At 60.9% G+C, this 13978-nt stretch carries 13 protein-coding genes and 2 pseudogenes; 6 read left to right on the top strand and 9 right to left on the bottom strand.

The genetic code is table 11. From position 1 onward, the window contains the following. Position 1 precedes the first annotated feature (1 nt). The 6 genes and pseudogenes from J3P82_RS23080 to J3P82_RS23055 all read right to left on the bottom strand — a co-directional run. Entirely contained in the window at positions 2 to 706 is a 705-nt protein-coding gene (locus J3P82_RS23080) for an urease accessory protein UreF (protein WP_434558826.1), read from the bottom strand. After that, a complete protein-coding gene (ureE, locus tag J3P82_RS23075; RefSeq protein WP_434558824.1) occupies positions 703 to 1203 on the bottom strand; it encodes an urease accessory protein UreE in 501 nt (166 codons plus the stop codon). Before ureE ends, J3P82_RS23080 begins: the two co-directional genes overlap by 4 nt. Before the next feature lie 261 nt (positions 1204 to 1464). Then, positions 1465 to 1548 (bottom strand): annotated as a pseudogene (locus J3P82_RS23070) (TetR family transcriptional regulator); the annotation flags it as partial. A 14-nt stretch (positions 1549 to 1562) separates the two neighbouring features. Then, complete coding sequence (locus J3P82_RS23065; RefSeq protein ID WP_434558823.1) at positions 1563 to 1958, bottom strand: DUF6124 family protein; 396 nt, start codon at positions 1956 to 1958, stop codon at positions 1563 to 1565. Between the two features lie 473 nt (positions 1959 to 2431). After that, the gene (locus J3P82_RS23060; RefSeq protein ID WP_186610767.1) at positions 2432 to 3064 is read right to left on the bottom strand and encodes a TetR family transcriptional regulator; all 633 of its coding nucleotides are present in this window, start codon (positions 3062 to 3064) and stop codon (positions 2432 to 2434) included. Between the two features lie 303 nt (positions 3065 to 3367). Further along, a pseudogene (locus J3P82_RS23055) lies at positions 3368 to 3871 on the bottom strand (hypothetical protein); the annotation flags it as partial. 388 nt (positions 3872 to 4259) lie between these two features. Here J3P82_RS23055 and J3P82_RS23050 point away from each other — a divergent pair. Continuing rightward, positions 4260 to 6335: an AsmA family protein gene (locus tag J3P82_RS23050; RefSeq protein ID WP_434558822.1), complete on the top strand. Its 2076-nt coding sequence runs from the start codon at positions 4260 to 4262 to the stop codon at positions 6333 to 6335. A gap of 3 nt (positions 6336 to 6338) precedes the next feature. Here the strand turns inward: J3P82_RS23050 and J3P82_RS23045 are convergent, their stop codons facing one another. Further along, positions 6339 to 6869 carry a ferritin-like domain-containing protein gene (locus J3P82_RS23045; protein ID WP_186610770.1) on the bottom strand — a complete coding sequence of 177 codons (531 nt, stop codon included), beginning with the start codon at positions 6867 to 6869 and terminating at the stop codon, positions 6339 to 6341. 56 nt (positions 6870 to 6925) lie between these two features. Next, a complete protein-coding gene (locus J3P82_RS23040; RefSeq protein WP_434558821.1) occupies positions 6926 to 7867 on the bottom strand; it encodes a LysR substrate-binding domain-containing protein in 942 nt (313 codons plus the stop codon). 128 nt (positions 7868 to 7995) lie between these two features. Between J3P82_RS23040 and J3P82_RS23035 the strand changes: the two genes are divergently transcribed. The 4 genes from J3P82_RS23035 to J3P82_RS23020 all read left to right on the top strand — a co-directional run bounded on the left by J3P82_RS23035 (position 7996) and on the right by J3P82_RS23020 (position 11213). Then, positions 7996 to 8634: an FMN-dependent NADH-azoreductase gene (locus J3P82_RS23035; RefSeq protein WP_434558820.1), complete on the top strand. Its 639-nt coding sequence runs from the start codon at positions 7996 to 7998 to the stop codon at positions 8632 to 8634. A 112-nt stretch (positions 8635 to 8746) separates the two neighbouring features. Continuing rightward, entirely contained in the window at positions 8747 to 9637 is an 891-nt protein-coding gene (locus tag J3P82_RS23030; RefSeq protein ID WP_434558819.1) for an alpha/beta fold hydrolase, read from the top strand. Between the two features lie 127 nt (positions 9638 to 9764). Then, positions 9765 to 10061 (top strand): PsiF family protein, encoded by a 297-nt coding sequence (locus J3P82_RS23025; protein ID WP_434558818.1) that lies wholly within the window; start codon positions 9765 to 9767, stop codon positions 10059 to 10061. A gap of 138 nt (positions 10062 to 10199) precedes the next feature. Continuing rightward, entirely contained in the window at positions 10200 to 11213 is a 1014-nt protein-coding gene (locus J3P82_RS23020) for an AI-2E family transporter (RefSeq protein WP_186610775.1), read from the top strand. A gap of 202 nt (positions 11214 to 11415) precedes the next feature. Here J3P82_RS23020 and J3P82_RS23015 read toward each other — a convergent pair whose 3' ends face one another. After that, a complete protein-coding gene (locus J3P82_RS23015) occupies positions 11416 to 12681 on the bottom strand; it encodes an Hsp70 family protein (protein WP_434558817.1) in 1266 nt (421 codons plus the stop codon). Positions 12682 to 12973: 292 nt separating this feature from the next. On the opposite strand from J3P82_RS23015, the gene J3P82_RS23010 reads away from it, so the two are divergent. Next, positions 12974 to 13915, top strand: a complete 942-nt coding sequence (locus J3P82_RS23010; protein ID WP_434558816.1) for a DnaJ C-terminal domain-containing protein — start codon at positions 12974 to 12976, stop codon at positions 13913 to 13915. The last annotated feature ends 63 nt before the right edge of the window (positions 13916 to 13978 follow it).

Below are 13978 nucleotides of genomic sequence, written 5' to 3'. Positions count from 1 at the left end.
CCTAGGAACGGAACAGGCGGCTGTACTGGCGCTCATGGGCCATGCACGCCAGGGAAAGGCCAAACGCGGCGCTGCCGTAATGTTCGGGGTCGATGGTCGAGGCGATCTGCTGGGCCTGCTGCAGCAACGGCAACAGTTCGCTGGTCAGGCGCTGGGCGGATTGCTGGCCCAGCGGCAAAGTCTTCATCAGCACCGCCAATTGATTTTCCAGCCAGCTCCAGAGCCAGGCGGCGAGGGCGTCCTGCGGCTCGATGCGCCACGCGCGGGCGGCCAGGGCCCAGCCCAGAGCCAGGTGCGGTTCGCTGCGCTGTTCGAGGCTGAGCTGTTCAAGACTGAGCTGTTCAAGAAAGCCCCGTGCCGCGCTGTCGAGCTCCGGCAAGCCAACGAGCAATTGCTGCAACGAGTAGCCCATTTGCCGGCTCTCCTGATAGAGCTCGCGGGTTTCCCGACTGGCGCGGTGCTCTCCACACAGTCGTAGCAGCGCCTCCCAATCGTTGGCCGCCGCCGCGGTGCAATGGGCCAGCAGCAAGGGCGCTTCGAAGCGCGCCAGGTTCAGCAGCATTTGATCGCTGATCCAGCGGCGAGCATCGTCAGGCGTCTTGACCTGGCCATTGTCGACGGCCATTTCCAGCCCTTGTGAATAGCTGTAGCCGCCGATCGGCAGTTGTGGGCTGGCCAGACGCAGCAGCGCCCAGGCCGGATTCATGTGCGCACGCCGAACTGATGCAGGCGCGGCGCGTAGTTGAAGTCTTCATCGCCGTGCCGGGAATGGTGATGACCGCCGCCATAGGCGCCGTGTTCGGGCTGGAACGGCGCTTCGATGGCCTCGACGCTGGCGCCGAGTTGTTCAAGCATCGCCTTGAGCACGTAGTCGTCCAGCAGGCGCAGCCAGCCGTCGCCCACTTGCAGCGCCACATGGCGATTGCCCAGGTGGTAAGCCGCGCGGGTCAGTTCGAACGCACTGGCGCAGGTGACGTGCAGCAACTGTTCGGGGCGTGCGCAGACGCGCACGATGCGCTCATCTTCGGCTCGCAAGTATTCACCGTCATAAAGCGGCGGCTGACCTCGCTCCAAAAACAGACCCACATCTTCACCCTCGGCACTGAAACAGCGCAGGCGGCTTTTACTGCGGGCATCGAAGGTCAGGTGCAACTCGGCGTCCCAGTGCGATTGGGCGGCGATTCTGCGGTGGATCACCAGCATTGGAGTGCTTCCAGCAATGAACAATGCTGTGTTTAGAGCAAGGGGCTTGCCAATCGAAGAGGGCGTAGGAAATATCTGGGGATGGCGTTTCACGATGGGCCAGGTCGCGTGCCATGTTGGTGCGTATCGCGATGGTGTGCACCATTTTGCGGCTGGTATAAAAAGACATTGTGGCAGCGAGCCTGCTCGCGATAGCGGCGCATCATTAACATCAAATGCTGACTGACCCGACGCCATCATCGCGAGCAGGCATGCTGACAGTTATTCAGTACTGCCCAACCCTTGCCAATGCTTGAGGCCAATGAAGATGAACCGTAATTGCTGGGTCATCTTCGCTTGGGGCGTCGGGTCAGCTTGCATCAAAACAAAGCGTATCCCTTGGCGCCAGGCGCCGCCATCTCCTTGGTCTCCAGATGATCCAATGCCCGCTCGACCAACAACTGAACTCCATCGGCCATGCGGCTGATTGCCAGGGCGATGCAGCGGCGTGATTCGTCGATGTCGTCGGCCAGGTCGGCGGCGATGGTGCTGATCGACAGCAGGTCTTCGGAGGCGTTGGCGAGCAGGGTTTCGGTGTCGATGTGCGGGGAGACGATGAAGAGCTGGTCTTTGTCGGGTTCCGGCAAAGGGGCGGGCTGGGGTTTCAGGTAGTAGTCGAGGGCGCGGTTGGTGGCGTCTTCGAGGCGTTTTTCTTCGAGTTTTTCGACGCGGGATTTGTGTTCGTTTTGCGGGGGATTCGGTGAATGCTTGACCATATCTATGTACCAGAGTTTGGGTCGACATCCTTTCGCTTGCATTCGAAGAGGTGGCAACTGTGCGTAGGTGTGCAAGACCGGTCTGGTACCGCCGGCAAACCCGAAGGTCTCCCACGCACAATTGCCATAACGGACGCGAGCATAAAAAAATGCTCGGTCAATAGCCATAACCAATTGCGTACCAATCCGGACTTGCACGTCCGTGTCACCGTTTTTTGCGATGACGAATAGAGGTTAGCGGCGCTCGAAAGCGCTGCCTAGTTCATGAACAGCCCGGCGTATTGAAGGAAATGTCCGAGGGTTTGGCGGGGAAAAAGCACCGAAAGATCACAGCGGTCGGCAGCTCCTACAGAAATTGCCTAGCGGCTGCCGAAAGCTGCGATTTTTTGATTTGAATGTCTGATGGAGCGAGAGGGTTGGTCAACTCCGCCATCGCGAGCAGGCTCGCTCCCCCAGAGGAAGCATGCGGACAGTTATTCAGTACTGCCCAACCCACGCCAGTGCTTGAGACCAATGAAGATGAATCGCAATTGCTGGGTAATCTTCGCTTGGGGGGTGAGGTGTTCGGGCAGGGCTTCGGCGGGCGGGTCGATGATGTCCGGCAACGTCGCGAAGACGCTTTTGACGATGAGGTCGGCCATCACGTTCAGCCCCGCCAGGTCCAGGTGCTGCAGTTTCGGCATGAGCGCCAGGTCGGCGGTCAGGTCCGAGCTGATGTCCTCGCGCAGTCTTGCGATGGCTTGGCGTACCGGCTGTGAACCACCGTACTGCTCGCGGGCCAGGAACAGGAACTGTGAGCGGTTGGCGTGGACCACGTCGAGAAAGATCCGCACCGACGCATCGATGATGCCGCCCATGACGAATTCATTGTGGCGCACCAGCCGGATGGTCGCGCGAAAGGTCTGGCCGACTTCACTGACGAGCGCCAGGCCCAGTTGGTCCATGTCATCGAAGTGTCGATAGAACCCGGTGGGCACGATGCCCGCCGCCTTGGCGACTTCGCGCAGGCTCAGGCTGCCAAATCCCCTGCCGCACTCCATCAAATGGCGGGCTGCGTCCATCAGGGCATTTCGGGTCTGTTGTTTCTGTTCGGCGCGGGGCAGCATCGCAAGACTGACTTCCGAGTCATGGGAGCGATGCACTCTAGCAAATCGGCTTTGCCGTCGTCGAACGGTAGAGGGGGTTCAGGCTGGAAAACGAGGGGCTTGAAAAGTCAAAAGCCCGATTCAAGGAATCGGGCTTTTTTCCGGGCCACCATGGGCTCAGCTCACTGTGCTGTTGCGTTCGATCACGCGATCACCACCGCCTTCGGCGAGGGTTTGGCCTGGGGTGCGGTCGGAGCCGTCAGCCGCCAAGGTTTGGCCTGGGGTGCGGTCGGAGCCGTCAGCCGCCAAGGTTTGGCCTGGGGTGCGGTCGGAGCCGTCAGCCGCCAAGGTTTGGCCTGGGGTGCGGTCGGAGCCGTCAGCCGCCAAGGTTTGGCCTGGGGTGCGGTCGGAGCCGTCAGCCGCCAAGGTTTGGCCTGGGGTGCGGTCGGAGCCGTCAGCCGCCAAGGTTTGGCCTGGAGTGCGGTCGGACCCGTCAGCCGCCAAGGTTTGGCCTGGAGTGCGGTCGGAGCCGTCAGCTGCCAGGGTTTGACCTTGTGGAGTGCGCGAAGAACCGTCTTCGGCGAGGGTCTGGCCGGGAGTACGGTCGGAACCGTCAGCTGCAAAGGTATCATTCTGCTTGGTGCGGTCATAACCGTCCTCGACCAAGCCTTTTTCTTCCAGGCGGTCACGACCACCTTCGGCTACGGTTTGGCTATAGACAGACTGGCTATCCTTGACCTGGGGTGTGGCTTGTTCGGAGGCTGGCAGGGCGAAAGCCGTAGAGGCCAGCAGTGAAAGGGACAGGCTCATCAGTAATTGGCGTTTCATGATCGGTGCTCCTCGGAAGGGCTAAAAAGTGGGTACGAGGGCAATGCTACTCTCGATAAGTCGATATAAAAGTTCATAAACGCAATGGTAATAATCAACAGAATTGATTGTTCGACGGAAAGGCTCTAGAACGGGCCTTTTGGAGGGGCCGTTTTGCTCTAGAGTGGGTAGTTTGTACTCACTTGCGCCCCGCAATAGCGCGGTGCCGGTAACAGGTAGCTGACGACCTGGTCAGGATCCGGAGTGTTTTTTCGTGCCGTTCTTTGCGCATGGTGGTAAACCTGTCGGCCGTTTCGCCAGTCCAATCATTTATGCAGCGAGCCGGTCCAGGTTCGTGTTGCCCAGGCGTCGCGGTCCGGACGCTGGTTTGTCATCAGGAGCCTTGTGCATGACGCGCACCTCGAAAATCCTTGCTTGGGGCCTTGCCTGCCTCGTCGTTCTGCTGGCGGTGCTGGTGTTGTTCCTTGCATTGTTCGACTGGAACCGCATCAAGCCCGCGCTCAACGCCAAGGTGTCCGAGGAGTTGCATCGTCCGTTTGCAATCAATGGCAACCTGGCGGTGGTGTGGCGGCGCGAGCTAACCGAAGGCCGGTGGCGAGCGTGGATGCCCTGGCCCCATGTCGTGGCCGAAGACTTGACCCTGGGCAACCCGGACTGGTCGAAGACACCGCAAATGGCCACGCTCAAGCGCGTTGAATTGCGCATTTCGCCTTTGGCCCTGCTGGCCCAACGGGTGGAGATTCCGCGCATCGACCTGACTGAACCCAACGCCAATCTGCAGCGCCTGGCCGACGGGCGCGCCAACTGGACGTTTCAATTCGATCCAAAGGACCCACAGGCCGAGCCGTCCAATTGGGTGGTGGACATTGGCGCCATCGGTTTCGACAAGGGCCATGTCGTTCTCGATGACCAGACGCTCAAGACCCGGCTCGACCTGCTGATCGATCCGCTGGGCAAGCCGATTCCGTTCAGCGACATCGTTGGCGAGAAAACCGCGAAAAAAGTCCGGGAGCAGGGCGCTGCGGCGCAGGATTATGCCTTCGCCTTCAAGGTTGACGGGCAGTACCACGGCCAGGCGCTCAGCGGTTCCGGCAAGGTTGGCGGACTGCTGGCCTTACAGGATGCGTCGCAACCATTCCCGTTGCAGGCCCAGGCAAAGATCGCCGACACCCGCATCGAACTGGCCGGCACTCTCACTGACCCGAAGAACCTCGGCGCCCTTGACCTGCGCTTGAAGCTGGCAGGCAACAGCCTGGCCAACCTTTATCCACTGACCGGCGTCACCCTGCCGGATTCGCCGCCCTACGCCACCGACGGTCGATTGATCGCCAAGCTCCACGAGCCGGACGGCGCGCAATTTCGCTATGAGGCGTTCAACGGCAAGATCGGCGACAGCGATATCCATGGCGACCTGGCCTATGTCGCGAGTCAGCCCCGACCGAAACTCAGCGGCGCGTTGGTCTCCAATCAGCTGTTGTTCAGCGATTTGGCACCGCTGATCGGTGCTGACTCCAACACTGAACAAAAAGCCCGGGGCGGCGCCAGCAAGCAACCGTCCGACAAGGTCTTGCCGGTAGAGGAGTTCCGCACCGAACGCTGGGGCGTGATGGACGCCGACGTGGAGTTCACCGGCAAGCGCATTGTCCACAGCGAGCAGTTGCCCTTTAACGACCTCTACACGCACCTGGTGCTCAACGACGGTCAACTGAGCCTCGAGCCCCTGCGCTTTGGCGTGGCCGGCGGTCGGCTCGATGCGCAGATTCGCCTCAATGGCCACACCCAGCCGCTCGAAGGCCGGGCGAAGTTGACGGCGCGAGGCTTCAAGCTCAAGCAGCTATTTCCCGGCTTCGAGCCGATGAAAACCAGTTTCGGCGAGCTCAATGGCGACGCCGATCTCTCCGGGCGCGGTAACTCGGTCGCGGCCCTGCTGGGGACGTCCAATGGCACGCTGAAGATGCTCATCAATGATGGCGCTATCAGTCGGGAGTTGATGGAACTGGCCGGACTCAACGTCGGCAATTACGTGGTAGGTAAAGTCTTCGGCGACAAGGAAGTGAAGATCAACTGCGCGGCGGCGGACTTCGACATCAAGACCGGCCTGGCGACAACGCGGCTGTTCGTATTCGATACCGAGAACGCGATTATCTACATCGACGGCACGGCGAACATGGCCACCGAGCAGTTGGACCTGACCATCACCCCGGAGTCCAAAGGCTGGCGATTGATATCCCTGCGCTCACCGTTGTACGTGCGCGGGACCTTTGCCAAGCCCGCCGCGGGGGTCAAGGCCGTACCGCTGATGCTGCGCGGGGCGGGGATGGTGGCCTTGGGTGTAATCGCCGCGCCAGCGGCCGGGTTGCTGGCGTTGGTGGCGCCCAGCGGCGGCGAGCCGAACCAGTGCGCGCCGCTGCTGGAGCAGATGAAAGCGGGCAAGGCGCCGGTGACGGTCAAGCCAACCCGCTAGCGATTACAGGTCGGCCAGGATATCGGCCATATCATCGGCGTGCTCTTCTTCCTGAGCCAGGATGTCTTCGAAAATACGCCGCGTGGTCGGGTCTTTGTCACCGATGTACTGGATGATTTCCCGGTAGCTGTCGACGGCGATCCGTTCAGCGACCAAGTCCTCGAACACCATTTCCTTGAGGGTGTTGCCCGCCACGTATTGGGCATGGGAGTGCCGGGTCAACAGGTCGGGGTTGAACTCCGGCTCGCCGCCCAATTGCACGATGCGCTCGGCGAGTTTGTCGGCGTGTTCGTTTTCCTGGTTGGCGTGTTCGAGAAATTCACTGGCCGCCACGCTGGCCTTAAGGCCGGTGGCCATGAAGTAGTGGCGCTTGTAGCGCAGCACACACACCAGTTCGGTAGCCAATGCTTCGTTGAGCAGGCGGATGATCTCCTGGCGATCGGCGTTGTAGCCTTCGGTGACCGCGCCATTCTGGACATTTTGCCGCGCGCGTTCGCGCAGGGTCGTGACGTCGGATAAGTGCATGTCGCTCATCTCGTTCTCCTGGAGGCTGATCCGGTTAGGCGTCACGCTCTGTAGGCGCGATCGCTCTAATTCTGAGTGACCCGATCCTGGAAAAGTTTTACCGAATTTTTCAGGGCGTGCCCGGTCATGCGCGCTTCTTCTTCCACCCACTGGAAAAAAGCCCGCACCGGCGGATGGCGTTCACGGCCAGGGACGCAGAGCGCGCTGTAGCCTGCGCCGTTGACCTGGACCTGCGGGCGATAGCCCACCAACAGGCCGCTGGCGACGCTTTCGGACGCCAGTATGTTGCTCGCCAGTACCAGCCCTTGTCCGGCAATGGCCGCTTGCAAGGCGTAGTGCTCTTCATCGTATTCACGCATGCACGGTTGGCGGCTCAGCCAGGTTTCGCCTGCCTGGGCACACCACGTATCCCAGCCGTGGGCGTACAGCTTGGAGTTGTGCCAACGTACGCCGATCAGCGTCGGCGGCTGCGCGGCTGCCAGCGCTACTTGCTCGGGCGAGCCATAGACGCCGAAGCGCTCGTCGAACAGGCATAGGCCGTACAGGTTCGAATAGTTGTCCAGGGTGTAGCGCACCACCATGTCCACGCTGGCGTCCTGATGCAGGTCGATGACTTCGCAGTGGGTGTCCAGCCTTACGTTGATGCTCGGATGGCGCGCATAAAACCGGCCCAGGCGTGGCACCAGCCATAGGGCGGCAAATGCGGCCGTGGTGGAAATCGTCAGGTGGCTGGTGCTGCGTTGTGGGCGCAAGGTATCCACGCTTTGCGCGACTTCCAGCAAGGCGCCGTGAAGGCTATGGAACAAGCGTTGCCCGCCTTCGGTGAGTCGTACCTGGCGGGGCAATCGTTCGAACAACGACAAGCCCAGCCAGGTTTCCAGCGAGCGGATCTGATGGGAAACCGCCGTCGGTGTGACCGAAAGCTCCTGGGCCGCCGCCTTGAAACTGAGCAGCCGTGCGGCGGATTCAAAGGCGCGCAGGGCGTTGAGGGGCAAGGTGGCAAACATCAGTAATCTCCAATGAATGAGAAAAACTCATCCAGGTGCATTAACGCTCATTTGAATGAAAGCAGTTGTGAGCTTCAAGCTTAAAGCTACAAGCAGTTCGAATTGTAGTTGACGATGAGGTTATACAGATGAGCACAATTCTTGTGGTGCAGGGCAGTCCTCGCGGTGAGCGGTCCCATTCCCGGCGTCTGGCAGAAGCTTTCATAAGCGCCTGGCAGGGCGTCAATCCACAGTCCCAAGCGACCCGCCGCGAAGTCGGCCGAACGGTCATTGCGCCAGTCAACGAAGCCTTTATCGCGGCAGCGTTCCACCCCGAGCCGCAGGCACGGCCGCTGACCATGCGGGCCGACCTGGCCTTGAGCGACACCTTGGTGGCGGAGCTGATGGCCCACGAGCGGTTGGTGATCAGCGCGCCCATGCATAACTTCGGCGTGCCCAGTGGGATAAAGGCCTGGATCGACCAGATCGTGCGCATCGGCCTGACGTTCAATCACCGCCTGGATAACGGCGTCTCGCAATACGAACCGTTGGTGTTGGGCAAGAAGGCTTTGATCGTGACCAGTCGTGGCGATTTCGGCTTTGGTCCCGGTGGTCAACTGGAGGCCATGAACCACGCCGACACGTGGCTGCGTACCGTCCTGGGATTTATCGGCATCAGCGATGTGACGGTGGTGGCCGCCGAAGGAGAAGAGTCGGCGGAGCACAGCTTTGCCCGTTCCTATGCCGAGGCCGAGCAGCGGTTGTTGGCGCTGGCGCGGACATTCTGAGAGGCATCCAGCGCCGGGTCCTGGATTCAGCGCAGGCTGAAGTGACCCGGGTGTCATAGACTGGTCATCATCGATACCGATGCTGACCACTCTTGACCTCAAGGATGTCGCCATGTCGCAGCGCTGTGCCACTCGCTACCCGCTGGTGCTGGTTCCAGGCATGCTCGGTTTCATTCGCCTGGTGTTGTATCCGTACTGGTATGGCATCGTCGCGGCGCTGCGCCGAGGCGGGGCCGTGGTGGTTGCGGTGAAGGTTTCGCCGCTGCATTCCTCCGAGGTGCGTGGCGAGCAGCTTTTGGCGCGAATCGAGGAAATCCTGCGGAACACCGGCGCGCAGAAGGTCAACCTGATCGGCCACAGCCAGGGCGCTCTCACTGCTCGCTACGTCGCCGCCAGGCGCCCGGACCTGGTCGCGTCAGTCACCTCGGTGGCCGGCACCAACCACGGTTCCGAACTGGCGGATTACCTGCACACCCACTACCCGGCCGACAGCGCCAAAGGACGATTGCTCAGCGCCTTGTTGCGGTTGATCAACGCAATGATGAGCTTGCTGGACAGCGGTTATCGCGGGCCAAAACTGCCGGTCGACATTCAAGCCTCCCATGCCTCGCTGACAACCGCCGGGGTAGCACTGTTCAACGAGCGTTATCCACAGGGGTTACCACAAACCTGGGGTGGGCAGGGGCCGGAAGAAGTCGGTGGCGTGCGTTATTACTCCTGGTCCGGGACCTTGCAGCCGGGCAAGACCGATAAAGGGCGCAACCTGTTCGACGGGACGAACCGCAGTTGCCGGTTGTTTGCTCGCACCTTCGTGCGCGAGGCGGGGCAGTGCGACGGGATGGTCGGACGCTACAGCTCGCACTTGGGCACGGTCATCCGCGATGACTACCCGCTGGACCATTTCGACATCGTCAATCAGTCGCTGGGGTTGGTGGGCAAGGGCGCGGAACCCATTCGCTTGTTTGTCGAGCATGCCGAACGATTGAAGGCAGCCGGCGTTTAGCCGCCGGGCTGCATTAGCGACTTCAGCGCGAGCAGCGACACGAGAGTCGATCTGGAAAGGTGTAACGGGCTTTGTCTACACTGCACCTCATCGCCGTCCTCCTCGGGCGGCAACCAGGAGAAACACCATGAAGATGCTGCGCATACCCTTGTTGATGATCGGTTTGCTGTTGTGTTCCCAGGGCTTCGCCGCCACGGCCCAACAGACCAAGATGACCACCTGCAATGCCGACGCGACTGCCAAGGCCCTCAAGGGCGACGAACGCAAAGCTTTCATGAGCAACTGCCTGAAGGCCACTCCGGTCGCCGCCGAACCGAGCACGCCGCAGGAGCGCATGAAGACCTGCAACGCCACGGCCACCACCCAGGCCTTGAAGGGCGATGCTCGCAAGACCTTCATGAGTGAATGCCTGAAGAAAAAATAAAATCTGGAATTGTTCTGCGTCCATGAGGCAGAAAAACACCTGAACCCCGACCAAGGTCGGCCGATACAATGCCTAGTGCTGCCCGCCGAACGCTGGCAGACTGCCGATCCTTTCACGCTCGTTTTGTTCTGGGGCTGTATGCCAACGTTTTCTCAGCGTCATGTGTTGTTGGTGATCAGTTGGGTGATCATTTTTGGTGGGTTGTTGCTGGTGCTGCCGCTGCGCCTGTTGCCGAGCCTGTTGGCCGGGTTGCTGGTGTTCGAGCTGGTCAACATGCTCACGCCGCAGCTGCAACGATTGATCGAAGGCCGGCGCGCCCGTTGGGTGGCGGTGGCGCTGCTGGGAACGCTGGTGGTCAGTGTACTCAGCCTGATTTTCGCCGGTGCCTTCAGTTTCCTGCTGCATGAAGCGGAGAACCCTGGGGCTTCCCTGGATAAATTCATGGGCGTGGTGGACCGCGCCCGTGGGCAATTGCCGCCCTTCATCGACGCCTATCTGCCGGCCAGCGCCGCCGAGTTCCGGGTGGCGATTGGTGACTGGATGAGCAAGCACCTGAGCGACTTGCAGCTGGTGGGCAAGGACGCGGCCCACATGTTCGTAACGCTGCTGATCGGCATGGTGCTGGGCGCCATCGTCGCCTTGCAGCGCATCCCCGACCTGACCAAGCGCAAACCCCTGGCCGCCGCGCTGTTCGATCGCCTGAACCTGCTGGTCAAGGCGTTTCGCAACATCGTATTTGCGCAGATCAAGATCTCCCTGCTCAACACCTTCTTCACCGGGATTTTCCTGGCGGTGGTGCTGCCGCTGTTCGGCATCCAGCTACCGTTGACCAAGACCCTGATCGTGATGACGTTCCTGCTGGGGCTGCTGCCGGTCATCGGCAACCTGATGTCCAATACGCTGATCACCATCGTCGCCTTGTCGCTGTCGATCTGGGTGGCGATGGCCGCGCTGGGCTACCTGATCGTGATCCACAAGCTCGAATATTTCCTCAATGCCCGTATCGTCGGCGGACAGATCAGCGCCAAGTCCTGGGAATTGCTCATGGCGATGCTGGTCTTCGAAGCCGCGTTCGGCCTGCCGGGAGTGGTGGCAGGACCGATCTACTACGCGTATCTCAAGAGCGAGTTGAAGCAGGTGGGGATGGTGTAGGGGGGCAGCTGTAAGCTTTGAGCTTCAAGCTTCAAGCTTCAAGCTTTGAGCTTTGAGCTTTGAGCTTTGAGCTTTGAGCTTTGAGCTTTGAGCTTTGAGCTTTGAGCTTTGAGCTTTGAGCTTCAAGCTTCAAGCTTCAAGCCAGCCGCGCCGCCCGACTGCTCTTACTTGCAGCTTGCAGCTCCAAGCTCAAAGCTGCTTCTCACCCATAACGCTTCATCGCCTCGATCGCCAAGCCACTGCCAATACTGCCGAAGATGTTGCCTTCCACATGCCGCGCCTGGGGCAGCATGGCCGAGACGCTGTTGCGCAGCGCCGGGATGCCACTGGAGCCGCCGGTGAAGAACACCGTGTCGACTTGATCGACCCGCACGTTGGCATCGTTGAGCAACTGCGTGACGCTGCCGCGCACCCGCTCCAGCAAGCCGTCGATGGCTGATTCGAACAGCGCCCGGCTCAGGTCCACGCTCAGGCCCGGCTCGATGCGGTCCAGCGCGACATGGCGTTGGTCGGCGTGGGTCAACTGGATCTTGGTTTCCTCCACTTCCATCGCCAACCAGTGCCCGGCACGCTGGTCGATCAGCTTGAACAGCCGGTCGATGCCGCCGGTGTCTTCAATGTCGTAGCGCATGCTAGCCAGGGCCAGGGTGGATTTTTGCGAGTACACCGCGTTGATGGTGTGCCAGGTCGCCAGGTTCATGTGGTGGCTGGTGGGCATGTAGGCGCCGCTTTTCATCCGGCTGCCGTAGCCAAACAGCGGCATCAGGCCTTGCAGGCTGAGTTGTTTGTCGAAATCGGTCCCGCCGATGTGTACGCCACCGGTGGCGAGGATGTCGGCGTGACGGTTGTCGTGCATGCGGCGCTCGGGGGACAGGCGCACCAGGGAAAAGTCCGAGGTACCGCCGCCAATGTCGACGATCAGCACCAACTCTTCTTTCTCGATGGTCGACTCATAATCGAAGGCCGCCGCAATGGGCTCGTACTGGAAGGAGACTTCCTTGAAACCAATGGCTCGGGCGACGTCTACCAAGGTGTTTTCCGCTTCCTGGTCAGCCATTTCATCGTCGTCGACGAAAAACACCGGACGGCCCAGCACCACTTCTTCGAATTCCCGACCGGCGGTGGCTTCGGCACGTTGCTTCAACTGGCCGATGAACAACCCCAGCAGATCCTTGAAGGGCATCGCCGTGCCGAGCACGCTAGTGTCCTGCTTGATCAGCTTGGAGCCCAACAGGCTCTTGAGTGAACGCATCAGCCGGCCTTCATAGCCTTCCAGGTATTCGTGCAGCGCCAGGCGGCCGTACACCGGGCGACGCTCCTCGAAATTGAAGAAGACCACCGAGGGCAGGGTGATCTTGTCGTCCTCCAGCGCGATCAACGTTTCCATGCCGGGGCGCAGCCAGCCGACGGTGGAGTTGGACGTGCCGAAGTCGATGCCGCAGGCACGGGCCGGGGATGCGTTTTTCATGTCTTTCGGGTTCCAGTTGAAAAAACGGCCGCGCAGTGTATGTCAGTGCGAGGCGGATTCGAAGGCCGATTGTCCGCTAATTCGCAAGCACTGGCCTTGAAAGACGGCTTCACACCCCCAAACTTGCTGGCATGACTGGCAGCACAGGGCGGACGCATGAACCGCCACCAGCTGCCGATAAACTTCTGACGTGCCGCCCGGTCCCAATCTTGAGGTCGGTCAACCCGCTGTCCGGTTATCCGGGCATGCTGTGCGTGGCGGTGCGACATCGATAACGGATGGTGATGCTTAGATGGATTTCAAAGACTATTACAAGATCCTGGGTGTCGAGCCAACGGCGGACGACAGCACGATCAAGGCTGCCTACCGCAAGCTGGCGCGCAAGTACCACCCGGATGTGAGCAAGGAAAAGGACGCCGAGACCAAGTTCAAGGACGTCTCCGAAGCCTATGAAGCGCTGAAAAGCGCCGACAAGCGCGCCGAGTACGACGACTTGCGCCGCTACGGCCAGCACGGCCAGCCGTTCCAGGGGCCGCCGGGTTGGCAGAGCCGTGGCGGTTTTGGCGGCGGCCAGGACACGGGGGACTTCTCGGACTTCTTCAGTTCGATTTTCGGTAATCGCGGGCCGGGTTTCGGCGGCGGACAGTCAGGTCGCAGCGCCGGCCGTCGAGGGCAAGACGTGGAAATGGAACTACCGATTTTCCTGGAAGAGACCCTGTCGAACGAGTCGAAGAAGGTCACTTTCCAGGTGCCTCAGTACAACGCCGCGGGCCAGCACGTCAGCAACACCAGCAAGAGCCTGAACGTGAAGATCCCGCTGGGGGTGACCGACGGCGAACGCATCCGCCTCAAGGGCCAGGGTGCGCCAGGTGTCGGTGGTGGCGCCAACGGCGATTTGTACCTGACCATTCGTTTCGCCCCGCACCCCAAGTTCGACGTCGAAGGCCTGGACCTGATCATCACCTTGCCGCTGGCTCCGTGGGAATTGGCGCTGGGCACCGAAGTGGCGGTGCCGACCCTCACCGGCAAGATCAACCTCAAGGTCCCGGCCGGCAGCCAGAACGGCCAGCGCATGCGCGCCAAGGGCCACGGCTTGCGCAACAAGGCCGGCGAGCGCGGCTACCTGTTCGTGCAGCTCAAGGCCGTGATGCCCAAGGCCAGCGACGAAGCAGTCAAGACGCTGTGGGCAGAACTGGCGAAGAAAGCCGCGTTCGATCCGCGGGAGAATTTCTGATCAGTGATGAACGGCTTGTGAACAACCCCTGTGGCGAGGGAGCTTGCTCCCGCTGGGCTGCGA

The organism is Pseudomonas sp. Z4-20 (assembly GCF_051131955.1).
Lineage (GTDB): Bacteria > Pseudomonadota > Gammaproteobacteria > Pseudomonadales > Pseudomonadaceae > Aquipseudomonas > Aquipseudomonas marvdashtae.
This window is presented reverse-complemented; position numbering and strand designations above follow the sequence as displayed.